The organism is Polaribacter sp. BM10 (genome assembly GCF_002005425.1).
GTDB lineage: Bacteria > Bacteroidota > Bacteroidia > Flavobacteriales > Flavobacteriaceae > Polaribacter > Polaribacter marinaquae.
This window is the reverse complement of the sequence record NZ_CP019704.1, coordinates 2,030,865-2,056,270: the sequence shown is the minus strand read 5'-3', so window position 1 is coordinate 2,056,270 and position 25,406 is coordinate 2,030,865. Positions and strand designations below refer to the sequence as shown.

19 protein-coding genes are annotated in these 25,406 nt (G+C 28.7%); 14 read left to right on the top strand and 5 right to left on the bottom strand.

Going from position 1 to position 25,406, the window contains the following annotated elements; translation table 11 throughout:
* Position 1 precedes the first annotated feature (1 nt).
* The 12 genes from rfbA (at position 2) to BXQ17_RS09110 (ending at position 12,803) form a co-directional block, all read left to right on the top strand.
* Positions 2 to 856, top strand: a complete 855-nt coding sequence (rfbA, locus tag BXQ17_RS09165; RefSeq protein ID WP_077810356.1) for a glucose-1-phosphate thymidylyltransferase RfbA — start codon at positions 2 to 4, stop codon at positions 854 to 856.
* Complete coding sequence (gene rfbC, locus BXQ17_RS09160; protein ID WP_077810355.1) at positions 856 to 1,395, top strand: dTDP-4-dehydrorhamnose 3,5-epimerase; 540 nt, start codon at positions 856 to 858, stop codon at positions 1,393 to 1,395. Before rfbA ends, rfbC begins: the two co-directional genes overlap by 1 nt.
* Positions 1,396 to 1,604: 209 nt before the next feature.
* Positions 1,605 to 2,843, top strand: a complete 1,239-nt coding sequence (locus BXQ17_RS09155) for an oligosaccharide flippase family protein (RefSeq protein WP_077810354.1) — start codon at positions 1,605 to 1,607, stop codon at positions 2,841 to 2,843.
* Positions 2,844 to 3,550: 707 nt separating this feature from the next.
* Positions 3,551 to 4,108: a hypothetical protein gene (locus tag BXQ17_RS14435; protein WP_149025890.1), complete on the top strand. Its 558-nt coding sequence runs from the start codon at positions 3,551 to 3,553 to the stop codon at positions 4,106 to 4,108.
* Positions 4,098 to 5,330 carry an O-antigen ligase gene (locus BXQ17_RS09145; protein ID WP_077810352.1) on the top strand — a complete coding sequence of 411 codons (1,233 nt, stop codon included), beginning with the start codon at positions 4,098 to 4,100 and terminating at the stop codon, positions 5,328 to 5,330. Before BXQ17_RS14435 ends, BXQ17_RS09145 begins: the two co-directional genes overlap by 11 nt.
* Positions 5,331 to 6,404: a glycosyltransferase family 4 protein gene (locus BXQ17_RS09140; protein ID WP_077810351.1), complete on the top strand. Its 1,074-nt coding sequence runs from the start codon at positions 5,331 to 5,333 to the stop codon at positions 6,402 to 6,404.
* 4 nt (positions 6,405 to 6,408) lie between these two features.
* Positions 6,409 to 6,954, top strand: coding sequence for a putative colanic acid biosynthesis acetyltransferase (locus tag BXQ17_RS09135; RefSeq protein WP_077810350.1), 546 nt, complete (start codon positions 6,409 to 6,411; stop codon positions 6,952 to 6,954).
* A complete protein-coding gene (locus tag BXQ17_RS09130; protein ID WP_077810349.1) occupies positions 6,947 to 8,113 on the top strand; it encodes a glycosyltransferase family 4 protein in 1,167 nt (388 codons plus the stop codon). Before BXQ17_RS09135 ends, BXQ17_RS09130 begins: the two co-directional genes overlap by 8 nt.
* 29 nt (positions 8,114 to 8,142) lie before the next feature.
* Entirely contained in the window at positions 8,143 to 9,498 is a 1,356-nt protein-coding gene (locus BXQ17_RS09125) for an exopolysaccharide biosynthesis polyprenyl glycosylphosphotransferase (RefSeq protein ID WP_077810348.1), read from the top strand.
* Positions 9,498 to 10,250: a glycosyltransferase family 2 protein gene (locus BXQ17_RS09120; protein WP_077810347.1), complete on the top strand. Its 753-nt coding sequence runs from the start codon at positions 9,498 to 9,500 to the stop codon at positions 10,248 to 10,250. Before BXQ17_RS09125 ends, BXQ17_RS09120 begins: the two co-directional genes overlap by 1 nt.
* Before the next feature lie 53 nt (positions 10,251 to 10,303).
* Complete coding sequence (gene purD / locus BXQ17_RS09115) at positions 10,304 to 11,578, top strand: phosphoribosylamine--glycine ligase (protein WP_077810346.1); 1,275 nt, start codon at positions 10,304 to 10,306, stop codon at positions 11,576 to 11,578.
* A gap of 166 nt (positions 11,579 to 11,744) precedes the next feature.
* Positions 11,745 to 12,803, top strand: a complete 1,059-nt coding sequence (locus tag BXQ17_RS09110; protein WP_077810345.1) for a glycosyltransferase — start codon at positions 11,745 to 11,747, stop codon at positions 12,801 to 12,803.
* Here the strand turns inward: BXQ17_RS09110 and BXQ17_RS09105 are convergent.
* Positions 12,768 to 13,808 carry a cell wall metabolism sensor histidine kinase WalK gene (locus tag BXQ17_RS09105; RefSeq protein WP_077810344.1) on the bottom strand — a complete coding sequence of 347 codons (1,041 nt, stop codon included), beginning with the start codon at positions 13,806 to 13,808 and terminating at the stop codon, positions 12,768 to 12,770. The genes BXQ17_RS09110 and BXQ17_RS09105 overlap by 36 nt on opposite strands.
* Before the next feature lie 10 nt (positions 13,809 to 13,818).
* A complete protein-coding gene (locus BXQ17_RS09100) occupies positions 13,819 to 14,517 on the bottom strand; it encodes a response regulator (RefSeq protein ID WP_077810343.1) in 699 nt (232 codons plus the stop codon).
* Between the two features lie 219 nt (positions 14,518 to 14,736).
* Here BXQ17_RS09100 and BXQ17_RS09095 point away from each other — a divergent pair, with 219 nt between their 5' ends.
* Positions 14,737 to 16,824: a T9SS type A sorting domain-containing protein gene (locus tag BXQ17_RS09095; protein WP_077810342.1), complete on the top strand. Its 2,088-nt coding sequence runs from the start codon at positions 14,737 to 14,739 to the stop codon at positions 16,822 to 16,824.
* Between the two features lie 85 nt (positions 16,825 to 16,909).
* Positions 16,910 to 17,626 carry a 3'-5' exonuclease gene (locus BXQ17_RS09090; protein WP_077811393.1) on the top strand — a complete coding sequence of 239 codons (717 nt, stop codon included), beginning with the start codon at positions 16,910 to 16,912 and terminating at the stop codon, positions 17,624 to 17,626.
* Here the strand turns inward: BXQ17_RS09090 and BXQ17_RS09085 are convergent.
* The 3 genes from BXQ17_RS09085 to BXQ17_RS09075 form a co-directional block, all read right to left on the bottom strand.
* Entirely contained in the window at positions 17,623 to 17,934 is a 312-nt protein-coding gene (locus BXQ17_RS09085) for a hypothetical protein (protein WP_077810341.1), read from the bottom strand. The genes BXQ17_RS09090 and BXQ17_RS09085 overlap by 4 nt on opposite strands.
* Before the next feature lie 16 nt (positions 17,935 to 17,950).
* Positions 17,951 to 19,819: an ABC-F family ATP-binding cassette domain-containing protein gene (locus BXQ17_RS09080; protein ID WP_077810340.1), complete on the bottom strand. Its 1,869-nt coding sequence runs from the start codon at positions 19,817 to 19,819 to the stop codon at positions 17,951 to 17,953.
* Between the two features lie 269 nt (positions 19,820 to 20,088).
* The gene (locus tag BXQ17_RS09075) at positions 20,089 to 25,191 is read right to left on the bottom strand and encodes a GEVED domain-containing protein (protein ID WP_077810339.1); all 5,103 of its coding nucleotides are present in this window, start codon (positions 25,189 to 25,191) and stop codon (positions 20,089 to 20,091) included.
* Positions 25,192 to 25,406: the final 215 nt, after the last annotated feature.

Genomic DNA, 25,406 nt, shown 5'->3' with positions numbered 1-25,406 from the left:
TATGAAAGGAATAGTCTTAGCAGGAGGTTCTGGTACAAGATTGCATCCACTTACATTAGCTGTAAGTAAGCAGTTAATGCCAGTGTATGATAAACCAATGATTTATTATCCTATTTCAACATTAATTTCTGCAGGAATTAGAGAAATATTAATTATTTCTACTCCGCAAGACTTACCATTATTTAAAAAACTATTAGGTAACGGTAATCAAATTGGTTGCAGTTTTGAGTATGAAGTTCAAGAAAATCCTAATGGTTTAGCAGAAGCATTTATTATTGGAGAAAAATTTATAGATAAAGACAAAGTTGCTTTAATTTTAGGAGATAATATTTTCTATGGATCTGGTTTATCGAACTTATTAAAAGCAAACAATAACCCTAATGGCGGAATTGTATATGCATATCATGTAAATGACCCAGAAAGATATGGTGTTGTAGAGTTTGATAAAAACTTAAAAGCAATTTCTATAGAAGAAAAACCAGAAGTGCCTAAATCTAGTTATGCCGTACCTGGAATATATTTTTATGATAATGAAGTTGTAGAAATTGCCAAAAACATTAAACCTAGTAAAAGAGGTGAATTAGAAATAACTGAAGTAAATAACATGTATCTTCAAAAAGGAAAACTTTCTGTAGAAATTCTAGATAGAGGAACGGCTTGGTTAGATACCGGAACATTTAATTCTTTAATGCAAGCAGGTCAATTTGTGCAAGTAATAGAAGAAAGACAAGGTTTAAAAATAGGTTCTATAGAAGAAGCTGCTTTTAGAGCCGGTTTTATAAATAAAGAACAACTCTTAGCAATAACAAAACCATTATTAAAAAGTGGTTATTCAAATAATTTATTAAAAGTATAATGAAAGTAACTGAAACTTATTTAAAGGATTGTTTCGTTGTAGAACCACAAGTTTTTGGAGACGAAAGAGGAAGTTTTTTATTAGAATTTAATAAAAAAGAGTTTGCAGAAAAAACTGGTTTTAAAGGCGATTTTGTTCTAGGAAATCAATCTACTTCTCAATACGGTGTTATTAGAGGTTTGCATCTACAAAAAGGAGAATTTGCACAGGCAAAGTTAGTAAGGGTTGTAAAAGGCAAAATTTTAGATGTTGCTGTAGATGCCAGAAAAAATTCAAAAACCTACGGAAAAGTATTTTCAGTAGAATTATCTAGTAAAAATAATAAACAATTATTAGTTCCTAGAGGGTTTTTACATGGTTTTTCGGTATTAGAAGATGATACTATTGTGTCTTATAAATGCGATAATTATTACGAACCTGATGCAGAAGACGGAGTGCTTTATAATGATAAAGATTTGAATATAGATTGGAAAATTCCGTCAAATGATATTATTTTATCAGAAAAAGATGTTAAATTATTAACTTTTGAAAAATTATAATATGTCTAAGAACTTGAGAATCATAATTCAGGTAAGAGGATCTTCAATAAGACTTCATACTAAAACAATTTTATAAATTGAAAAAGAAGTTACTGTTCTAAGTGTTTTATTATAAAAATTAAAACTTTTGAACATAATTTAAGATTAGTTTTAGATAAAATATAATTTAAAATGAATTCCTAAAGAATATTCAACTTTCAGACACAGATATGATAAAAAAAATTACTTCGGATAATTTAATTATTCTAAAAAATTTATCTTTTTTATCAATATTAAGGTTCTTTAATATTGGAATTAAGTTTCTTTTGGTTACTTATTTAATTAGGGTTTTAGGTAAAGTTAATTATGGTGTTTTAACATGGTTAGACTCCGTTATTCAGTACTTTATTATTTTTATAAACTTTGGATTTAATGTATATGCAGCTAAATATATTGTTGAAAACAGAACATCTGTTAGCAATTTAAATAAAATAACATCTACCATTTTTTCGGTAAAATTAATCCTGTATGCAATAAGTTTTATAATTCTCTATGTTATTTCATTTTTAGATCCTTTTTCAGCTTATAAGAATTATTTATGGCTATTTTTAATTATGGGTTTTGGAGAGGTTTTTTTTCCTATTTGGTATTTTCAAGGTGTGGAAAAATTAAAATTAGCAACTTATATAACTGTTTTTTCAAGATCAATTTTAGTTATAGGAACACTGCTATTTGTTGTTAGTCCTGATGATTTAAAAATTCATATTTACTTGATTGTCTTCTCAAGTGTTTTAATGGGTATATTGGGTTATGTAACTCTTATTAGACAATTTAATTTTTCATTTGTATGGGTAAGTAAAAATGAGATTTTAAAGCTTATTAAAGAAGCTTACCTGTTTTTTTTAGGAAGGTTTTTGTCTTTAACCTTTAATTTTATGACTATATTTTTAATAGGAGTTTTTTATACAATGGATTATGTAAGTGGCTTTGATGTTGCTTTAAAGATAGTTTTAGTTTGTATTATTCCTTTTGATATGTTGCAGCAAGCTGTTTTTCCAACTATAACTCGTAATAAAGATAAAGCTCTTATAAGAAAGTTAATTTTTTTTAGTGTAAGTTTTGGAATTTTACTTTCTATAATATTATTTTTTTTTTCTAAGGAATTATTACAGATATTTGGAGGTGTAGGTATGGTTGAGTATGATGATGTACTAAAAACTTTAGCTATAATTCCTCCTTTCGTAGCGTTAACATTTATGTTAGGTACGTGCACTTTAGTTGCTTTTGGATATAACAAAGAGTTTAATCAATCTTTAATTATTTCTTCTTTAATTTATATTGTTATAGCATTATTATTATTTAGTTTTGGAAAACTGTCTTTTTGGAATTTGATTTATTTAAGAGTTTTTTCTGACATAATTTTGGCTATTATTAGGGTGTTTTTCGTTAAAAAACTTAATGTTTTATGATTTTATATATTTTAATATTAGTTATTGAATTATATTTCACCTATAAAGTAATAAAGTACTTTTTATTAAGTCCTGTATATATTTATATAAATTTCAGTATAATTTCTATCATCTTATCATTGTGGTATTTTTACTATTTCGATAATAAATTTTCTTTATTTAATTTAGATAAAGTAACAGAAATAGTTTTTATTAATACTATTAAAATGTATTTGTTGGCATTAAACTCATTTCTATTTGGAGTTCTGTTATTTTATGAACTTAGTGCAAAACGGATAAAAATTAGATTTAATAAAGCATATTCAAATAGTTTATTTGTAAAGTATAAAGTATTAGATGTTGTTAGTAAGATTGTACCCTTTGTTTTTTTATTAATTCTAATTTTATACTTTATCACATATGGTAAAGGTCTTTTTATTAGATCTACATATTTACCTGAAACAAATAGGTTTTTAACTATTTTTTTAAAAGTATTAGTGTTTGTAGAAATAATTCTTTTAGGTATTATTTATAGTAATAAAAAAAAACTCAGTACAATATTATTTCTATTGACTATTTTTTTATCAATAACAACAGGTTCTAGAACTGTATTTCTTTTTTTTATTTTTTACATATGCTTAGTTTTTATCTCTAGCGGGAATAATTTGTTTAATAAATTAAGATTCATACTTCATTTATTTATAAGCTTTGTTTTCTTAACATATATAATGCAATTAAGAAGTCTTAGTTCACACGGGTTAATACCTTACATAAAAAGTATAGGGTCGTCTGATAATGATTTTTTAAGAAGTTTTGTTTTTAATCTTTATTATTCCTTTATTTATGGTGTCTATGTTACTATTGGTACTCTTGAAAAAGCAAAATTAGATTGGAATATTATTTTTATCAGTATAAATCCATTACCTGGTAGTATGGTTGGTTGGTATGATTATGCAAACAATATGAGACTAAATCTATTTGCCCCATTTTCTTTACATGGTAGAGTTTTTAAGACAGGTTATTTATTTACTATTATTTATTTTTTAATAACAGGGTTAATTTTTACATATTTCGAAAATATTATAAGAAAGTTGTTAAGTAATAATAAAAGAACTTTTGCTTTTCTAATTATTATATTATTAAGCTTACATATTTTTTATGCGTTTGAGTATAATATGCGTGCCGCAATAAGGTATTTTTATTATGTTTTATTTATTTTATTTATAGCATACATATTAAGGCAAGTAAAGAAAAATTTACCAAAAATTAAGACAAATGAAAAATAAAATTTATAAAAATTTACATTTTTATGCTATTCTTTTCTTTGCAATTTTCCCTTTTATCCCCAATAGGATAAAAGGGTTGCCTGTAATATTATTATTATTAGTTAGTAGTTTTCTTTATGTAAAAGAAAAAAAACGAAGCTATCCTTTTAAAAAAGTTTTTAGGTTTTCTATGCTGTACTTAGTACTTTTATTATCTTTAATAAATACAACTAATTTTTCTGGAATAGATAAGCCTTTATCTACTGGGTTAAGTTTATTAATTATTCCAATATCTATAGGTTTATTACACAGTGTTAAAGAAAGTTTTTCTTATTTATTACTATTAAATTACACAAAGATTAATTTAATAGTAACCTCTTTTTATTCACTATCAATTTTATTCTATTTTAATAAGTTAGGGGTTTTTTCTAATGAAATAAGTTTATATGATGCGTTAGCATATATAACTAATGAAATGTGGCTTATTAATCAACATCCTATTTATGCTTCAATATTTATTGCTTTGCCTATTTTATTAACTATCTATTTTTGGTTATTCTTAAAAAGAAGAAGCTTTATAATTTTTACTTTACCATTCGTAATAATTAATCTATTAACTTTATTAGTACTAGAACGTAAAGGAGTTATAGTTAGTTTTCTATTGAGTTTATTAGTTTTATTTTTTTGCTTTTTAAAACAAAAAAAATCAAAAAGGATTGTGATTAGCTTTGTGCTTGCTTTTTTTGTGACAAGCTTTGTTTTAAGTACAACATCGAACAGGTTTAAAGAACTGTATAATCTTAAAAATTATACTGGAGAATTAAAATTTAACTCAACGAGTTTAAGGTTTGGTATATATAATTGTGTAATAAGTAAGATAAAAGAATCTCCATTATTTGGTTTTGGTTTAGGAGATGTGCAGGAAGAATTAGAAAAATGTTATTTAAGTAAATCTAAATTATTATTAGAATTAAAACATAATTCTCATAACCAATACCTAAGTTATTTTTTAAGTAGTGGTATTTTTGGTTTTTTACTTTTGTTCATTATTATGATAAAGACGTTAATTGACGGAATACAAAATAAAAATATTGTTTTATTAGTAATTGCACTTTTTTTTGCTGTTTGTATGATGTTTGAAAACATATTAGAAAGACAATCTGGGGTAATATTATTCTCTTTTTATATATGCATGTTAAGTTTCTATAATTTTAAACATATTAAATTTTTCAAAGATATTTAGATGAAGAAAATATTAATTATTGGTCCATTTCCCAAGCCAATTTCAGGAGTTTCTTTGGCAAATAAAGTTGTAAAAGAAGTTTTAGATAAAAGTTTAGAGTTTAAAACAGATTATATAAACACATCTTATCCTGTTTTCGAAGATTCGGTTGGTAGCTTTTCATTTAAAAAGGCACTTTTTTTTCTTAGAATTAATTTCAATGTTACAAAAGTTATTGGTAATGATATTATATATATAACACCAGGACAAACTTTTTTTGGTATTGTAAAATATACACTTTTTATACTTTTGTCATCTTTTTTAAATAAAGAGTTAATAATTCATGTTCATGGCAACTTTTTAGGATTACAGTACAAAAAGTTAGGAGGATTAAAAAAGAAAATATTTTATTACTTGTTGTCTAGGTTTACAAAAGGAATCATTCTATCACCCTTATTAAAAAATAACCTAACCCCATTTTTACTAGATAAAAATATTTATAATTTATATAATTTTGCAGAAAATTATTTATTTAAACAAACATCTTTACTAAAAGTAGAAAAGATAAGGATTGTCTATTTAAGTAATTTAATGAAAGAAAAAGGTGTTTTAAATTTATTAGATGCATTAGAAAAGTTAGAAGAAAAAAATATAACTTATGAAGCAAAAATTGCAGGAAATATAGATGATAATTTAAAAGAAATTATACATCAAAAAATAGACAAGCTTAAGAATACAAAGTATTTAGGCTCTATATATGGTAAAGAAAAAAACGATTTGTTAAATTGGAGTAATATTTTTGTATTACCTACTTTTTATAAGATGGAAGGACAACCAATATCTATTCTAGAAGCTATGGCAACAAATAATGTTATTGTAACAACTAAACACGCAGGAATTCCTGATATTGTAAAAGAAAATATAAATGGTTACTTTGTAGAAAAAAATAATTTTGAAACAATTTTTAACACTCTTGTTTCTTTAGATAAAGATAAATCTAAGATTTTAAAAATTGCTAATAATAATAAAACGTATTTTGCAAATAATTATACAGAAGAACATTTTGGAAAAGAGCTTATAAAAATTTTACAATAAAAAAATGCAAAGACTTAATACATTTAAACTTCCAAAAAATTTTAGAGGAAGAAATGCATTTACTGTGCAATTATGGTGGTTGGTACAATCATTATTGTTTAAGAACTCACCACAGTTTTTGTATGGATTTAGAAATTTTTTATTGAGACTTTTTGGTGCTAAAATTGGCAAAAACGTAATTATTAGACAAACAGTTAGAATAACTTATCCATGGAAAGTTACAATTGGAGATTATTCTTGGATTGGAGATGATGTTGTTTTATATTCCTTAGGAGAAATAGAGATCGGTAAAAATGTTGTTATTTCTCAAAAATCATATATCTGTACAGCTTCTCATGATTATTTACAGTCAGATTTTCCTATTTTTGCAAAAAAGAATATTATAGAAGATGAGTGTTGGTTGGCAACAGATGTTTATGTTGCTCCAGGAATTACTATAGGAAAAGGAAGTGTTGTAGGTGCTAGAAGCAGTGTTTATAAAGATATTTCTTCAAATAAAGTGTGTATTGGTAGTCCAGCAAAAATAATTAGAGAAAGAAAAATTGACTAACAAAAAAAGTATATTATTAATCTCCCCATTTTTTTTCCCTGAACCAATATCTACTGGGAAATTTAACACAAATTTTGTTTTAGAACTTGTTAGAAAAGGTCATGAAGTAACTGTTTTGTGTTTTCATCCATTTTATCCAGATTGGAAAACAAAAAAAAGCAACGAACAACTTAAAGGAGTAAAAATTATTAGAGGAGGAAGTAATTTGTTTTATACAAATAAAACCATTTTAAGAAGACTCATTCTAGAATTTAGTTTTGCTTTTTTTGTATTAAGAAAATTAAATCTTCATCAAAAAGGGAAAGATCTTGTCATGCCAGTTTTTCCTCCAAGTTTTGCTTTTTATTTTATCATTCCTTTTATTAAAAAAAATATTAGAAAAGTTGGTATGGTACATGATTTACAAGAAGTGTATTCAGAAGGTAAATCAGGGTTTTTTAATAAGGTTATAAAATTCTTTATTCATAAAATAGAAAAAAAATGTTATCAATCTTGCGATAAAATTTTATTTCTCTCTAATGAAATGAAGAAGGAAGCAAAAAAAATATACAATTTAGTAGATAATAAATTAGAGGTTCAATATCCTTTTATTACTCTAAAGGATAATGATACTAATGATTTGGATACGATTTTAGATAGTAGAAAGATTAATATTGTGTATTCTGGAGCATTAGGAGAAAAACAAAATCCAATGAAACTTCTAAATTTTTTCTCGGAAGCATCGAAAAAAATACCCAATACTGCATTTCATTTTTTTTCTGAGGGAGAAACCATAAAAAAGCTTAAAAATCTAAATAATAATCAGAGCATACACTTTCATAATTTAGTAAAAAAAGAAAATTTAGAAGAATTATACGCTAAAAGTTCTATTCAAATTATTCCACAGAAAGAAAATACATCAAAAGGCTCTTTACCATCTAAGTTACCAAATTTATTAGCTTCTGGATGCAAAGTTTTGGTTATTACAGATCCTGATAGTGAAATTGAAAACCTATTTGCAGAACACAACTTAAACTTAGCTGTAAATAATTGGGATAACAATTTTCTTATTGAAAAATTGAACTTTCTAATAAATGAAGATATAAATATAGGGCATCAAAAAACAATTGCAGAGTCATTATTTACAATTGATAAAATGATTCTTAAAGTTTTTCGTTAAATCAATATATTTGTTTAAAAAAAACTAGCTTGAAGAAAAGATATTCTTACTTAATAAGACCTTTACAAGTCTTAATAGACGTTATAATTATTAATTTAATTGTATATCTAATTTATGACAAAGAGTTTCTGAATTTTTCTTTCCTATCGTATATAACCTTGTTTTGGTTAGCATCTAGTTATTCTTTTGGATTTTATAAGGTTTACCGTTATACAAGTTTCTTGCGTGTAATTACACTTTTGGGTAAACAAATTTTATTTTTTGCATTAGGCTATTTTGCTTATTTCGGTATATTTAGAGAAGGAGACGTTGTTAATAATCAGTTTTTAATTTTAACGTCAATAACTATAGCTATATCAATTATAAAAGTTTTGTGGTTGTTTGCTCTAAAAAAGTATAGATCTTTTGGTAATAATTACAGAACTACAGTTGTATTAGGTTTTGATGATTCTTCAAAAAATATTATAAAGTTATTTAAAAGTAAAGCGAATTTAGGGTACAAATTCTTAGGTTTCTTTTCCGATAAAAATTATAAGAATAGTGAATACTTGGGTAAATTAGAATCTGTTTATGACTTTACCAAAAAAAATATGGTAGATGAAATATACTGTTCACTTTCTTCATTAACCGATAGTCAAATTAAAGAAGTAAATAAATTTGCTTTAGAAAATGCTATTGCCTTAAAATTAATTCCTAATGCTACAGAATTGTATAGTAAAAATCAAACGATACATTACTATGACGATGATTTGATGGTTTTAAATGTTAATAAATTACCATTTGAGTTTACGGGTAACTTCTATATTAAAAGGGTGTTTGATATTGTGTTCTCTTTATTTGTTTGTGTAACTGTTTTATCTTGGTTAATACCTATTTTATGGATTTTAGTAAAGTTAGAATCTAAAGGGCCTTTAATTTTTAAACAAGGTAGAGAAGGTATAAATGGAGAAGAATTTATTTGTTATAAATTTAGATCTATGAAACTTAATAAGATTGCAGATAAAGTACACGCTACAAAAGGAGATGCAAGAGTTACAAAAATTGGTGCTTTTTTAAGAAAAACTAGTTTAGATGAATTGCCTCAATTTATCAATGTTCTTTTTGGTGATATGAGTGTTGTTGGCCCAAGACCGCACTTAGAAAGTCTGTCTTTAGAATATCAAAAAGAGGTAGACGATTATTTAAAAAGACATATTGTAAAACCTGGTATAACAGGTTTGGCGCAAATAAGTGGTTATAGAGGTGAAATTAAGAAAAAATCTGATATTAAAAATAGAGTGCGTTTAGATATTTTTTATATTGAAAATTGGTCTTTCTTTTTAGATATAAAGATTATAATACAAACTGTTTTAAATGTATTTAAAGGAGAAGAGAAAGCATATTAATGAAACCAAGATTCAAAATAACCGCTACTATTGTTCTCTATAGAGACAATATGAATATTTTAGAGCAAACAATTAAAAGTTTTTTAGGTACTAATGTATCTAAAAAACTTTTTTTAGTAGATAACAATTCTACAGATGCTTTAAAATCAAAATTTAACCATGCAGATATAGAATACATTTTTGTAGGTAAAAATATTGGTTTTGGTAAGGCTCATAATTTGGTTTTAGATAAAGTTACCTCAGATTTTCATTTAATTTTAAATCCAGATATTCAATTCTCTAGATTGGTTTTACCAAACTTAATTAATGTATTAAATCATCAAAAAGATGTTTCATTTATAAGTCCTAGAGTGGTGTATCCAAATAAAGAAAATCAATATATTTGCAGAAAAAACCCAACGCCTTTCGATTTAATTAATAGAAGATTAAATCTCTCTAAACAAAAGATTTTCGAAAACGAATATAGAAGTAAAAGTTTGTTAGAGCCCTTTTCTCCTGAATTTATACACGGTTGTTTCATGCTTTTTAAAACAAAGGAATTTGTAAATTTAAATGGTTTTGATGAGCGTTATTTCTTGTATATGGAAGATGCAGATATTTGCAGAAAAATATATCAATCTGGTAAGAAAATATATTATTATCCAAAAGAAATTATAACGCATACGCACCAAAAAGGTTCTTCAAAAAAGACGAAATTATTTTTTTATCATCTTTCTTCTGCAATAAAGTATTTTTTAAAGTGGGGAATTTAGTTTCGTCAAGAAATTAAAATATATTTGCAACAACAACAACAACACAACAAACAATGAATATTCTTATTTTAGGTTCTGGAGGAAGAGAACACGCTTTTGCATTAAAATTATCTGAAAGCAAAAAAATTAATCAACTTTTTGTAGCACCAGGTAATGCTGGTACAGATAAAATTGCGACCAATTTAAATATTGGAGTTTCAGATTTTGAAGCAATTAAAACTGCAGTTTTAGAAAACAATGTAGAAATGGTAGTTGTTGGTCCAGAAGTTCCTTTAGTAGAAGGAGTACATGATTTCTTTTTAGCAGATACAGATCTAAAAAATATACCTGTAATTGGTCCTAAAAAAGACGGAGCTTTATTAGAGGGTAGTAAAGATTTCTCAAAACAATTCATGCAAAAGCATGGTGTACCAACTGCAAAATATCAATCGTTTACAAAAAGTAATTTAGAAGAAGGTTTTGCATTTTTAGATACCTTACAACCACCATTTGTTCTAAAAGCAGACGGTTTAGCTGCAGGTAAAGGAGTTTTAATTTTAAATTCTTTAGAAGAAGCGAAAACAGAATTAGAAAATATGGTTTCTAATCAAAAATTTGGCGAAGCTTCTACAACTGTTGTAATCGAAGAATTTTTGAAAGGAATAGAATTGTCCGTTTTTGTTTTAACAGACGGTAAAAGCTATAAAATCTTGCCTTCAGCAAAAGATTACAAACGTATTGGCGAAGGCGACGTTGGTCTAAATACTGGCGGAATGGGAGCAATCTCTCCTGTGCCTTTTGCAGACGAAGCTTTTTTAAATAAAGTAGAAGAATTGGTGGTAAAGCCAACAATTAATGGTTTACAAAAAGACGGCATCGATTATAGAGGTTTTATCTTTATTGGTTTAATGAATGATAACGGAAACCCTTCTGTAGTAGAATATAACGTTAGAATGGGAGATCCAGAAACAGAAGTTGTTCTACCAAGAATAGAATCAGATTTGTTAGAATTATTCGAAGGTGTTGCTCATCAAAATTTAAACGAAAAATCTTTTTCTGTAACATCTAAAACTGCAACAACAGTAATGTTGGTTTCTGGCGGATACCCAGAAGCATATGAAAAAAACAAAGAAATTACAGGTTTCGAAAATGTAAAAGATTCTATAACATTTCATGCCGGTACAACAATTAAAAACGGTAAAGTTGTAACTAGCGGAGGTAGAGTTATGGCAGTAACTTCTTTTGGCGATACGATAGAGCAAGCGTTAGAAAAAAGTTACCAAAGTATCGATAAAATTAATTTCGATAAAATGAACTACAGAAAAGATATTGGTTTCGATTTAGTCTAATTTTATTTTTATTTGGGCGTTTTAACAGGCTTTCCATTATATCTTTTTTCAGAAAAAGAAAAAAGGATGCCATTACAATCCTTAACGCAACCTTTTTGCTGTAAATACTATTTTCTTAAACTTTAGTTATTATTTAAAAATTTGGTAGCTTTAAACTTTAAATAAAATGTCTACTACCAAAAATAAAATAATAATAGCGCCATTAAATTGGGGTTTAGGTCATGCAACTCGTTGCGTGCCCATTATAAATGCATTGTTAGAAAATAATTATCAACCAATAATTGCGTCAGACGGAAGTTCTTTAGAGTTTTTAAAAAAAGAATTTTCTAATTTAGAATTTTTAGAACTTCCGTCTTACAATATTTCTTACCACAAAAATTTAAAGCTTACATTACTTTTACAAATCCCTAGAATTTTAGCAACGGTTAAAAAAGAACAAGAAGTCATTAATAATTTTATCAATGTTAATAAGGATGTTATTGGTGTAATTTCAGACAATAGATTTGGTGTAAGAAGTAAGGTTGTTCCTTCTATCTATATAACACATCAAGTAAATGTTTTATCTGGTTTTACTACTTTTTTAACCAGTAAAGTTCATCAGAAAATAATAAATAAGTTTGATCAATGTTGGATTCCTGATCATAAAAATGCTGACCTTTCTGGGTGTTTATCAAAAATAGAAAACTCTAAATATAAATTTATTGGTCCCTTAAGCAGGTTTTCTAAAACTACAATTAAAGATAGTAAAGTTGATGTTTTAGTTGTGCTCTCTGGTGTAGAGCCTAATAGAACATTATTAGAACATAAATTGATATCAGAATTTAAAAATGATGCTAGAAATGTTGTTTTTGTTTTAGGAAAAGTAGAAAATAATCAAAAAAAATGGACAAGCAATAATTGTGTTTTCTATAATTTTTTATTGTCTAAAGAGTTAGAGCAAAAAATTAATGAAGCAGAAATAGTTATTTGTAGATCAGGATATTCATCAATATTAGATTTGTACACCTTAGAAAAAAAAGTGTTTTTTATACCTACTAAAAATCAACCAGAGCAAGAATATCTTGCTAAGTATTTAGAACAAAAAGGTATTGCTCCGTTTGCTAATTTAGAAGATTTTAATAAAAAAATGCTGAATAATTTGAGTAATTACACAGGTTTTAAATCTAAAAAATCAACTTTAAGTAGTAGTTTATTTAGCCTTTTCCATGGTAAAAGAAAACTCTGATCCTTCACCATAAGTACTTTTTAATAAAACTGTTTGGTTGTGAGCCTCTACAATATGCTTTACAATAGACAAGCCTAAACCAGAGCCACCTTGATCTCTAGATCTACTTTGATCGACTCTATAAAAACGTTCGAATAATCGAGATAAGTATTTTTGTTCGATACCTTCACCGTTATCAACTACACGAATAACATACTTGTTGTCGTTATAATTATCTGCAGCAACAACGGTTGTTCCGTTAGGTTTACCGTATTTAATTGAGTTTACAATTAAATTGATTAAAACTTGTTCTGTTTTTTCTAAATCACCAACAACAAAAACCGGAAAATCATAAATTCTATCGAATTTTAAAGTGATATTTCTTTTTTTAGCTTTCATTTCAAACAAATCAAACACATTTTGAATAACTTCTAAAATGTTGAAAACAACCATGTTTAATTTTAAGCCGTCTGTTTCTAATTTAGCAATCATATCTAAATCTTTGGTAACAGCTACCAGTCTTTCTACACCTTTGTTGGCTCTTTCTAAATATTTTTCGCGAATATTTTTATCATCCATAGCACCTTCTAAAAGTGTAAGAATGTAACCTTGTACGGTAAATAAAGGTGTTTTAAGTTCGTGAGCAACGTTTCCTAAAAAATCTCTTCTAAAAGAATCTCTTTCTGTTAAACTTTTAATTTCTAATCGTTTACCTTCTACATATTTTTGCATTCTGTTAGAAAGTTTTTCGATATCTGTGGTTACAGATTGTTTTCTTAGATCGTTAACATCTAATATAGAAACGTTTTCGTATATTTTTTTTAATCTTCTATAAATAAAATGTTCTGTTCTATATTGAATTATAAAAAATGAGATGATGAACAAAATAAGTACAGCAATTATTGCTGTACTTAAATTAAGTTTATCTGTACTAAAAAAATATGTTATTATAGCAATACTAGAAGATAGTATTGTTAAGTAAGTTGCAGACCAAAGTGCGTATGAATAGGTTTTTTTAAACTTCATAAAAGCAAATTTATTTATCTGCTTCTAGTAATACAAATTTATAACCAACTCCTTTTACAGTTTTAAAATGGTCGTCTCCTATTTTTTCTCTTAATTTTCTAATATGTACGTCTATTGTTCTACCACCAACTACAACTTCATTACCCCAAACTGTATCTAAAATTACTTCTCTTTTAAAAACTTTACCTGGTTTAGAAGTAAGTAAAGAGAATAGCTCAAACTCTTTTCTAGGTAATAAAATCTTTTTACCAGCTTTGTAAACTACATATTCTTCTCTATCAATAACTATATCACCAATTTTAAAAGTCTCTTCGCTTTCTTTTTCAGATTTTAATCTTCTTAAAAGAGATTTTACCTTACTAACCAATACTTTGGGTTTAATAGGTTTTGTAATATAATCATCTGCGCCAGCCTCAAAACCTGCTACTTGAGAATAATCTTCTCCTCTTGCAGTTAAAAATGAGATGATAACATTTTCTAGCGAATTAATTTTTCTGATTTTTTCACAAGCCTCGATACCATCCATTTCTGGCATCATTATATCTAATAAAATTAAATGCGGTGTGTTTTTTTTAGCAGATTTTATTGCCTCTTGGCCATTATTTGCAGTAAAAACTTGATAGCCTTCATTTCTTAAATTATAACCAACTATTTCGATAATATCTGGTTCATCATCTACTAATAGTATTCTAATATCGCTTTTATTCATGATTTTAAATAAATATAAATATCAAAAATAGTAATTATTATTACAGCAAAAGTATCCTTAACAAACATTTAATTTTAAAAAGATTATAGATAACGTTTACTTAACGATAAAATAAAATGTCTTTTTTTACTCCTTGATATTGAGTTTGTTAATGATTAGATAACAAATAAGAAATCTAAAAAGTTATATTTGTTTTTTGAAATCATAAATTCTATTCACATGAAAAAAAATTACTTTTTAACTATTTTATTTACCCTTTGTCTTGCTAGCTTGTCTTTCGGGCAAACTGCACTTATTACAGGATACGTAGATGCACCATGTTCGGGTGCTAAACCTAGAACTGTAGAAATATATGTTTCTGGTACAATTGATTTTACGGGCTGGACATTGGCAAAACAAACAAATGGAGCTGGTTTTGAAGCTGGGTCTAGTAATTTGTCATTAATAGATATTTCTTCTTTAGGTGTTGTTAAAGATGATTTTGTATATGTTACCAATGATGCTGCTGGTTTATCATCAGAATTTAATATTACTTCAAATTTTTTGGTAAGTGGTTCTATTAATAGTAATGGAGATGATGCTTTTCAATTGCTTAATAATTCTGATACAGTTATCGACAGATTTGGTGAAGATAAAGTAGATGGTACTAGTACAGCTTGGGAGCATGAAGATACTTATGCTTATAGAAAAGATGGTGAAACACCTAATGCAGGAGCTTTTGACGCTTCTAATTGGGTTTTTGGAGCTCAAAATTTTTTAGATAATAAAGGATTGTGTAAAAGTGATAATGCGTTAAGTACATACGTTCCTTTCGGTTCTTATAAAGTTACTGCTTCTACAACACCAGCAATAAATACAATTGGTACAATATCTTTATTAGAATATTTTGAAGGAAATGGGCCATCACCAGAAAAAGGAATTAATGTAGAAGGTACAAACCTAACAGCAGACATTACCGTTACTGCTCCAACAAACTTTGAGGTTTCGGTTGATGCTACTGGTACATATTCGCAATCTATTGCTTTAGTACAAACTTCTGGTGAAGTTACTTCTACACCAATTTATGTTCGTTTAAAAGAAGGTTTGGGTGTAGGTACATTTGCAGATAATATCACATTAAGTTCTGCAGGTGCAGAAGCTGTTACAATTGCAGTTACAGGTGAGGTAAAAAATGCAGATCCTCAATTTACATTTGCAGAATCTTTAAGTAAATTTAGTTATACACTAGAAGAAGGACCTTCTGATGTTCAAAATTTTTCTGTAGAAGGTCTGTTTTTAACAGATAATTTTATTATAGCTGCACCAGAAAATTTTGAAGTTTCTTTTTCGCAAGATGCAGATTTTGCTAGTTCTTTATCAATTACACCTGCTGACGGTAAAATTGAAGATATTATTTACATTCGTTTAAAAGCGGGTATTACAGTTCCTGGTAATTATCAAGGAGATGTAACTCTTTCTTCTGCAGGGGTAACAGCTGTTACTTTTAATGCTGAAGGAGTTGTATACGGAGAATTAACAAATAATATTATTATTTCAGGTGTTTTTGATGGTAGCTTAACTGGTGGAATTCCAAAAGGAGTTGAATTATATGTTTTAGAAGATGTTGCAGATTTAAGTTTATTCGGATTAAGCTCTGTTTCTAACGGAGGTGGTTCTACGGATGGAGACATAGAATTTAATTTTCCTTCTATAGCTGTTACTGCCGGAACTTTTATATACATTTCATCAAGTGAAGCTGGATTTACAGATTTTTTTGGCAAGAATGCAGATTATGTAACAGGTGTTGTAAACATTAATGGAGACGATTCGATTGAATTATATGAAAACGGAAAAATTATAGATGTTTTTGGTAACGTAAATAAAGATGGTTCTGGTGAAACTTGGGAGTATCTTGATGGTTGGGCTTATAGAAATTCTACTTCTAGCCCACAGGGAACTACTTTTACCGACACTAATTGGTCGTATAGTGGTGTAGATGGATTAGAAGGTGGTACAAATAATGCTACTGCAACAACTCCTTTTCCTATTGGTACTTTTCAACCTGCAACCGCTGCTGTTTCTAGAAATAGTATCGAAGGTTTTAAAACATTTCCAAACCCTGTTACAAATAAAGAATTTACTGTATCAACAAATAATACAAGTGTAAAGCAAATTGTAATTTTTAATGTTTTAGGTAAAAAAGTTTATGCTGCTAGTTTTTCTGGAGTAAAATCTACAATAAATGTTTCTGATATGAATGCAGGAGTTTATATTGTAAAGGTTACTGAAGATGGTAAAACAGCTACAAAAAAGTTGGTAATAAGATAATTACGAGTATATTTTTCAATATTAAGAAAGCTTCGATTTATTTCGGAGCTTTTTTTTGACTATATTTAGAGAAGAAAAAGAAAAGATGAATTTAAAATTAAAACTAAGTAATATCTTATTTTTAGATATAGAAACTGTGCCAGCAGAAAGTGATTGGCAAAATTTAGAAACAAAAACACAAGAGTTATTTAAGAAAAAAACAAGCTATCAACGTAAAGAAGAAACTACAGCAGAAGAATTTTATGAACGTGCAGGAATTTGGGCAGAATTTGGCAAAATTATATGTATTTCTGTAGGTTATTTTGTTTTAAATGATGAGAAAAATCAATTTAGAGTGACTTCTTTTTTTGGTGATGATGAATTTAAATTATTATCAGAATTTAAAAATTTATTAGAAACACATTTTTCTAAACCAGCAAATGTATTATGTGCGCATAATGGTAAAGAGTTCGATTTTCCTTTTATAGCTAGAAGAATGATTGTACATCAAATACCATTACCCAAGAAGCTTAATTTATTTGGCAAAAAACCATGGGAAATTCCGCATTTAGATACTTTAGAATTATGGAAATTTGGTGATTACAAGCATTATACTTCCCTAAATTTATTAACATCAATCTTAGGAATACCTTCGCCAAAAGATGATATTGATGGTAGCGAAGTTGCAAAAGTCTATTACAAAGAAAAAAACATTAAAAGAATAGTTAATTACTGCGAAAAAGATACAATTACGGTAGCGCAGGTATTATTAAGATTTAATAATCAACCTTTGTTAGAAGAAAAGGATATTGTAAATGTTTAATTAAATTTAGAAAGTATAAATAACAATATATGATAAAAAGCTGGTAAAAAAGCAATTGCTAATATTACTTTAAACTTTTTAAAATTATTTTTTGTCTGTAGCCAAATTATAAAAGGAGATGCTACTGAAAGTAGTAAGCCTATATGAACGCAAACTTTAGAAATATAAGTACCGTATTTATAGATATACTCGTATTCAGAAAAACGATATACTTCAAAGCTTCCTTTAAGTATTAAATTTTGAATTAACAACAAGTAAATAACTACGGTAAGTATTAAGGGTGATGTAAAAAACTTTACTGTTCTCATCTTACAAAACCATTAATTAATCTTCTAATTTCATAGAAAGTTCTAACCAACGCTCTTCTTTTGCTTCTAAATTGTCTATAATTTCTTGTAGCTCTTCAGATTTTTTTGGAATATCTTCCGTAGCAATTTCTACGTTTAAAAATTGTTTTTCAATTGTTTCTTTTCTTTTCTGAAGTCTTTCTATTTCACTTTCTAAAGCACCAAACTCTCTTTTTTCATCAAAGCTTAAAGCAGATTTTGTGTTTTTTTTAGTTGCTTTTTTTTCTTCTTTTTTAATTGTCGTATTTTCTGAATTGTCTTTAGAAAGAGAACTATCGTAAGCTCTAAAATCTGAATAGTTACCCGGAAAATTTTCTACAACACCTTCACCTCTAAATACAAATAATGAATCTACTATTTTATCCATAAAATATCTGTCGTGAGAAACTACTAAAAGGTTTCCGGGGTAATCTAAAAGAAAGTTTTCTAAAACATTTAAAGTTACAACATCTAAATCGTTGGTAGGCTCATCTAAGATTAAAAAGTTAGGATTCTGAATTAAAACTGCACATAAATACAAACGTTTTTGTTCTCCACCAGATAGTTTTTCTACAAAATCATATTGTTTCTTCTTGTCAAACAAAAATCTTTCTAATAATTGCGATGCAGAAATTCTTCTTCCTTTAGCTAACGGAATTTCTTCACCAAATTCTTTTACAACTTCTATTACTTTTTGTCCTTCTTTAATTTGAATACCAGCTTGTGTGTAGTATCCAAATTTTACAGTTTCACCTAAAACTACCTTACCACCATCTAAAGGTGCTTTTTCGGTGATAATATTTAAAAATGATGATTTTCCTGTTCCGTTTTTACCAATAATCCCTACTCTTTCGCCTCTTTTAAAAACATAATCAAAACCATCTAAAATCTTTTTTTCTCCCCAAGATTTATGCACTTTATGTAGTTCTAGAATTTTACTTCCCAAACGTTCCATATTAATTTCTAATTGTACTTGGTGGTCTTTTCTACGTTGATGTGCTTTTTCTTTAATTGCGTAGAAATCATCTGTTCTGGATTTCGATTTTGTAGTTCTAGCCTTGGGTTGCTTGCGCATCCAATCTAATTCTTTTTTAAATAAACTTTTAGCTTTGCTTAAGTTTGTCGCTTCTAAAGCTAATCGTTCTTCTTTATTTTGAAGGTAATAAGAGTAGTTACCTTTGTATTTGTAAATTTTACCTTCGTCTAACTCTAAAATTTCGTTACACACGCGTTCTAAAAAGTAACGGTCATGCGTAACCATAAAAAGTGTTATTTTCTCTTTAGCAAAAAAAGCTTCTAACCATTCTATCATTTCTAGATCTAAATGGTTTGTTGGTTCGTCTAAAATTAGTAAATCTGGTTTATTAATTAAAACGATAGCAAGAGATAAACGTTTTCTTTGTCCACCAGACAAAGCACCAACTTTTAAAGATAAATCGTCTAATTTTAATTTAGATAATATTTGCTTGTATTGCGTTTCAAAATCCCAGGCATTAAACTGTTCCATTTGCTCAAAAGCAGCTTGGTAAGTGTCTGTGTCGTCTAAGTTTTTTAACGCTTTTTCATATTGATTTACAATAGATAGAATTTTATTATCAGTTGCAAAGATTGTTTCTTCGATTGTTAAATCAGGATTGATATCATCTTTTTGCGCTAAATAAGCAATAGAAATTCCTTTTCTGCTAACTACTTGTCCAGAGTCGGGTACATCTAAACCTGCAATAATATTTAATATTGATGTTTTACCGCTTCCGTTTTTTGCAACAAAAGCTACTTTTTGATCTTTATTAATACCAAAAGAGATGTCGTCGAATAAAATGCGTTCTCCGTAAGATTTAGAAATGTTTTCTACTGATAAATAATTCACTACTTGTATTTTTTTACAAAGAAACAAAAAACCCAAGCAAAGGCTTGGGTTTTTGAGTCATTTAATTTTAGGGGTTGCATTAGGGGTGCTAATTAAATGACTTTTATACTTGTAAAAATAGTAGTTAAGTACATACTTGTCAATCCCTGAATTCAGTATATTTTCACTATCCCTGAATTCAGGGATATAAAACCCTGAATTCAGTATGTTAATAAATTTAAATTATTGTCTAATAATGTTTTAATTTTTCTTTAGTATGTTGGTTTAAATTATATTTTAATAAACTTTTTAATTAATTTCTCTTCTCCGTCGCTTATTTCTAGTAAATACATACCAATTTTTAAATTAGAAACTTTAATTGACTTGTTTTGTAATTTACCTGATTTTATTGTTTGCCCGATAGAATTGATAATTTTATACGAATTAACAGTGTTAGTAGATAACTGCACATTTAATAAAGTCTTTACCGGGCTTGGATAAATCTTAAACGATCCGTCTGTTGTGTTAAAGAAATTATCATTATTTGCTATGCTAATGTTGTTAGAGGTTGCAACATTGTTTAAACTCACATTGTCTATGGCAACATCTGCTTGCCATGTATTACCGGTAACTCTATTAAATCTTAACTGAATATTACTACCTAAGTATGCCGATAAATCTACACTAGCGCTTAACCATTGGTTTCCTTTATTACCAGATTCAGTCCAAATACTCGACCAAGAAGCTCCGTTGTCATTACTAATTTCTACATCTAAAGTTCCCATGTTTGTTGCGCCATACATGTGATAATTAAAATTAAACGAAGCTGCAGATAAACTAGATAAATCAAAACAAGGTGAAGTTAATACAGCTTGTTTTGTTGGGTAACCGGTGTTGTTACCAGAAGCTTCTACAAATAAATACGAATTACCTTCTATTGCAGAAGAAGGACCTGTATTATTAGAGGGTGTTCCGTTCGCATCAACAATCCAATTTAAATCATCATTAGAATTTTGAGACCAACTACCAATGTTTCCTTCAAAACCTTCGTTGTAAGGAAAAGAAGTTACCTCTGCAGTACAACCATTATTATTGCTGTTTCCGCTAGATAATTCGATGTTGTCTAATGCGATGTCTGCTTGCCAAGTATTGCCTGTAATTCTATTAAACCTTAATTGAATACTAGATCCTATAAATGCATTTAAATTAATATTAGCAGACAACCATTGGTTTCCCTTATTTCCAGATTCACTCCAAACATTCGTCCAATTTGTTCCGTTATCTGTACTAATTTCTAAGGCTATTGTACCCATATCTGCAGCACCATACATATGGTAATTAAAACTGAAGTTTGCAGATGTTTCATTAGTCAAATCAAAACAAGGCGAGTTTAAAATAGCTTGTTTGTTTGGGTAACCTGTTCCGTCACCAGATGCTTCTACAAATATATATGAGTTTCCGTTTGTTGCAGAAGAAGGTCCTGTACTACCAGAAGGCGTTCCGTTAGAATTAATAGACCAGTCAATATCATCCGAAGAAGATTGAGACCATGCGCCTAAATTTCCTTCAAAACTTTCTGTATAAGGAAAAGTTGATACTCCGTTTACACAATCACTAGTACTTATTGTATTTACATTTATTGTTCTCGAAACTTGTGCAGCTGCATTTCCTGCATTGTCACTTACATTATAATTTTTAATATACGTTCCAGCTGTATTTGTGTCTACATTACCAGTAATAATTATGTTAGATGTTAAATTACCGTCTACATTATCTGTTGCTGTTGCACCTTGTTCAGAATAGGTGTCGCCAATGTTTAAGTCTAAAGTTGATGCGCCGTTTAATGTTATTATTGGTGCTATTGTATCTGCGGATGCTGCTTGAATATTTACAGTATAATCTTCTACTTCTCCGTAAGAAAAACTTTGACAAGATGTAGGAATAGCATTGTAACTCATAGAAACTCTCATTCTTGTTGAAGTTTCTAGTGCTGATGACGGAACAGTAAATGAAGCTGAAACTGTTGCGTTTTGATTTGGTGCAACTGATAAAACTTGTTCATTAGCATCTGTAAAATCTCCATCTTTGTTAAAATCAATCCAAACTGCGTAACCTTCGTTGTATTTGGTTCCTGTCCATGTTGGGGTAACAGTTACAGTATAATTATCACCTTTTATTAAGTTCGTTGATATGCTAGTAAAATCTGAATAAAACTGAGCGCCTGAATTATTATTGATGGAACCAAGTTGTACGTTACTTATAAATTCATCATTAACATTAGAACTTTGAGATGCACAATAATTAATAGGAGTAACATCTGTTGTAACAGTTAAAGTATTACTTGCGGTAGAAATATTACCCGCATCATCTTTTGCTATTACAGAAAACGAATATGATGTGTTCGAGGTTAATCCGTTTACGGTAAAATTAGTATTTGCGGTGTTTCCAACAACTGTACTTCCGTTTAAAACATCGTAAGAAGTTACTGCAACATTGTCTGTAGAAGCTGTCCAACTTAAATTTACAGATGTATCAGTTTTATTGTTTGATACTAACGCTGTCGGAGCAGTAGGGGCAGTTGTGTCTGGTGCTAATGTTGTTGCGTTTACGGTGGTACTTTTAACAGAACTATTGCCTGCACTATCTTTTGCAATAACGTAAAAGTTATAGCTGGTATTAGCGCTTAGGCTTGTTGCTGTAAAACTTGTGTTTGTAACAGTTGTTAGTAAGTTGCCATTTCTATAGACATCATAATTAGTAACGCCAATATTGTCAGTAGATGCGCTCCAAGAAAGTTGAATAGAATTTTCTGTAATATTGTTAGTAATTAAGTTGGTTGGAGTGGTAGGGGCTTCTGTATCAGGTGCTGATGATGAGGTAAATGTGCCTGTAAATACACCTCTACCATATGTAGAAGCTATAATTTTATTACTTGTATTGTCGCCAGAAACATTCCAATAATCTAAAGAAGTTACACTAACATCACTCATGCCGTTATATGATTGAGACCAATTAGGGTTTGTGTCATTAAAGTTTTCTGTAGACCAAACACCTAATTGAGTTGCAATAATTGCTTCGTTTGGTGCTAAAGGATTCAATAAAAAGTCTCTTACAGGGATGTTTGGAAGATTTCCTTCTTTGCTTGACCAAGTGTTACCTGCATTAGAAGAATACCAAATGCTAGTAACGCCGTAATTATGTATTGTTACAATTAAATCGTTAGCAGTTTCTCCAAATCTAATAGAAGAGATTGCGCCAACAAAAGGATTATTAACTGTTGTAAATGTTGCAGAATTATTGGTAACATTTGTTAATTTAACCAATCCGCCGTTAGACAAACCAACATACCAAGCATTGTTTTCGAAAGGAGAAGCTCTAAATGCTGTTGGACTAGAAGTTAACGCAGCATTTGTTAATGATCCTTTGCTGTTAGAAGCAACATTTATACTTAATATAGAGTTGCTGCTAGCTGTAGATTGATTTGATAATAATCTATTTGCATTACTATCATAATCCATTGGGTTTACGAAATCACCAGTACTTTGATCACTCGACAAAGTTGTTGCTCCTCCATCAATTCTTCCTTGGCCATTCCATGGTAAATTAAATCTGTAAATTACATTAAAAACATACGTTGCAATCATGTATTGCCCATCTTTATCTACAAAAGTGTAAAAACCATCTCCGTCGCTTAAATCTTCAGAAGAATTTATTCCGTTTGCTGTATTTGCGTCTCTAAAAGCTTGTGTACCGTTGTCTTGCGCACCAGCCGAAAAAATTCCATTTAAGTCTCCAACACCATCTGGTCCAATACTTGCTTTTACAAATTGTGTAACATTGTAGTTATTGTTTCTTGAGTTAATTGAATTACCCGAGTTGCCAGAATAATAAATACCACCATCATTACCAAACAAAACTTTAGAAGCATCATTATTACCAAAAGCAATTGAGTGTTGATCTGCATGTACATTATTTGGTTGTCCAAAGCCACCATACCAGTGTGATAATTGAGACCAAGAACTACCTCCGTTTGTAGATTTAAATAAATCGATTCCACCAACGTATAAAATATTATCATTTGCAGGATCAGCTTCGATTACTAAATCGTAAAATGCTTGACCTCTTGTAAAATCATTTGCAGAAATGCCTGTATCTGCATCATTTGGCAAAGTTTTAGAAGTAATTGTGCTAAAACTATTTGTTGTTTCGTAAATATGAACAGGAGAGCTAACACCTTGAGTTAAGGCATAAATTTTATTTCCATTTGTTGCTGATGGTTCTAGTTCTACTCTGTTAGAATCTGTTAGAGGTGAAGCATTAGCCTCTGTCCAAGTAGATCCGTTTATAGAGCTGTAAACTCGACCGCCACCTTCGCCAAGAGCAGAACCAATGGTTCCCATCCAAAGTTTATTATCTGCACCAACTTCTAAATCGTTAGGAATGTAATAATAAGTAGATCCACCAAAAGAGTAAGATAGGTTTGACGATTCTATTCTACTCCAAGAACTACCGTTATTTGTAGATCTATAAATACCAGCAGACTGTAAACCTAACCAATTTTTCGGACTTGAAGAATCTCCGTAAACATGAGCTCCGACGGCAACAAAAAGTTCTGTAGAGTTTCCGTTATCCCAGGCTAAAACATCGTTTACGTAATAAATACCTTTTAAAAATAAATTAGAAGCGTTATAATCAAAAGAATCTGGTCCGGCGGCCGGTATTGTGACTGCAGACCAATTATTACCACCATCAGTAGTAACATAAACACCGTTACCAACAACATCTCCTGCGGTATATTGTTCTCCGGTACCTACATACCATCTATTAGAATTTCTAGGATCTACAGTAATTGAGGTTACAGAAAGGTTTCCTGGTACATTTTGTACTCTGCTCCATTGAGAATTTGCATTTGAAATGTTTGTGTTTTTCCATAATCCACCAGAAACACCACCTGCATAAACGGTGTTGTTAGAAGTGTCATTAGGGTCGAACATAATAACCCTTGTTCTACCACCAACGTTATTTGGGCCTCTTTCTTCCCAAGCATTAGAAGTGTTTCCTGGGGTTTTTCTAGAAACTCTTTTTTGCATTATCTTTTTTCTAAGCTCATTTAACTCACCATCATCTAATTTACCTGTTTCAGGGTTTATGGTAAGTTCCCACATCTGCTCGAAATACCTGTTAGGAGGCAATCCGTTTTGTTTCCTTTTCTTTTTATCCCAAGTTAATGTTTCTTTATATGGGCTGTTTTTAATAAAGTTTTCTAATTTTTTTCTTTTAGATAATAGTTCTTCTTTCTCTTTCTTTTTGATAATTGTTTTTGATAAAAAAAAGGAGAACATTAAAATAGCTATTGAGCTAAATAATAACTTAAGGTAAGTGTTTTTTTTCATGTGAATAAAATTTTTAAAAATTTGGGGATTGAATTAATTCGACAACATTATTATTTTTTGTATTAATAATTTATTAAAAAATCTTAATTTATTATTAAATACGTATCAAAATTATTAATTTATTAAATATTGTGCAATCCCTGAATTCAGGGTTTTTTACTATCACTGAATTCAGGGATAGCACCTTGAAGATTTTAATAAATATTGATAGCTTA

Excerpts from the sequence above, each read along its gene's own strand:
- rfbA (WP_077810356.1), top strand. The coding sequence starts at position 2 with ATGAAAGGAATAGTCTTAGCAGGAGGTTCTGGTACAAGATTGCATCCA.
- BXQ17_RS09120 (WP_077810347.1), top strand. The coding sequence starts at position 9,498 with ATGAAACCAAGATTCAAAATAACCGCTACTATTGTTCTCTATAGAGAC.
- BXQ17_RS09085 (WP_077810341.1), bottom strand. The coding sequence starts at position 17,934 with ATGAGAACAGTAAAGTTTTTTACATCACCCTTAATACTTACCGTAGTT.
- BXQ17_RS09140 (WP_077810351.1), top strand. The coding sequence starts at position 5,331 with ATGAAGAAAATATTAATTATTGGTCCATTTCCCAAGCCAATTTCAGGA.
- BXQ17_RS09145 (WP_077810352.1), top strand. The coding sequence starts at position 4,098 with ATGAAAAATAAAATTTATAAAAATTTACATTTTTATGCTATTCTTTTC.
- BXQ17_RS09155 (WP_077810354.1), top strand. The coding sequence starts at position 1,605 with ATGATAAAAAAAATTACTTCGGATAATTTAATTATTCTAAAAAATTTA.
- BXQ17_RS09090 (WP_077811393.1), top strand. The coding sequence starts at position 16,910 with ATGAATTTAAAATTAAAACTAAGTAATATCTTATTTTTAGATATAGAA.
- BXQ17_RS09135 (WP_077810350.1), top strand. The coding sequence starts at position 6,409 with ATGCAAAGACTTAATACATTTAAACTTCCAAAAAATTTTAGAGGAAGA.
- rfbC (WP_077810355.1), top strand. The coding sequence starts at position 856 with ATGAAAGTAACTGAAACTTATTTAAAGGATTGTTTCGTTGTAGAACCA.
- BXQ17_RS14435 (WP_149025890.1), top strand. The coding sequence starts at position 3,551 with ATGCAATTAAGAAGTCTTAGTTCACACGGGTTAATACCTTACATAAAA.
- BXQ17_RS09100 (WP_077810343.1), bottom strand. The coding sequence starts at position 14,517 with ATGAATAAAAGCGATATTAGAATACTATTAGTAGATGATGAACCAGAT.
- purD (WP_077810346.1), top strand. The coding sequence starts at position 10,304 with ATGAATATTCTTATTTTAGGTTCTGGAGGAAGAGAACACGCTTTTGCA.
- BXQ17_RS09075 (WP_077810339.1), bottom strand. The coding sequence starts at position 25,191 with ATGAAAAAAAACACTTACCTTAAGTTATTATTTAGCTCAATAGCTATT.
- BXQ17_RS09105 (WP_077810344.1), bottom strand. The coding sequence starts at position 13,808 with ATGAAGTTTAAAAAAACCTATTCATACGCACTTTGGTCTGCAACTTAC.
- BXQ17_RS09095 (WP_077810342.1), top strand. The coding sequence starts at position 14,737 with ATGAAAAAAAATTACTTTTTAACTATTTTATTTACCCTTTGTCTTGCT.
- BXQ17_RS09110 (WP_077810345.1), top strand. The coding sequence starts at position 11,745 with ATGTCTACTACCAAAAATAAAATAATAATAGCGCCATTAAATTGGGGT.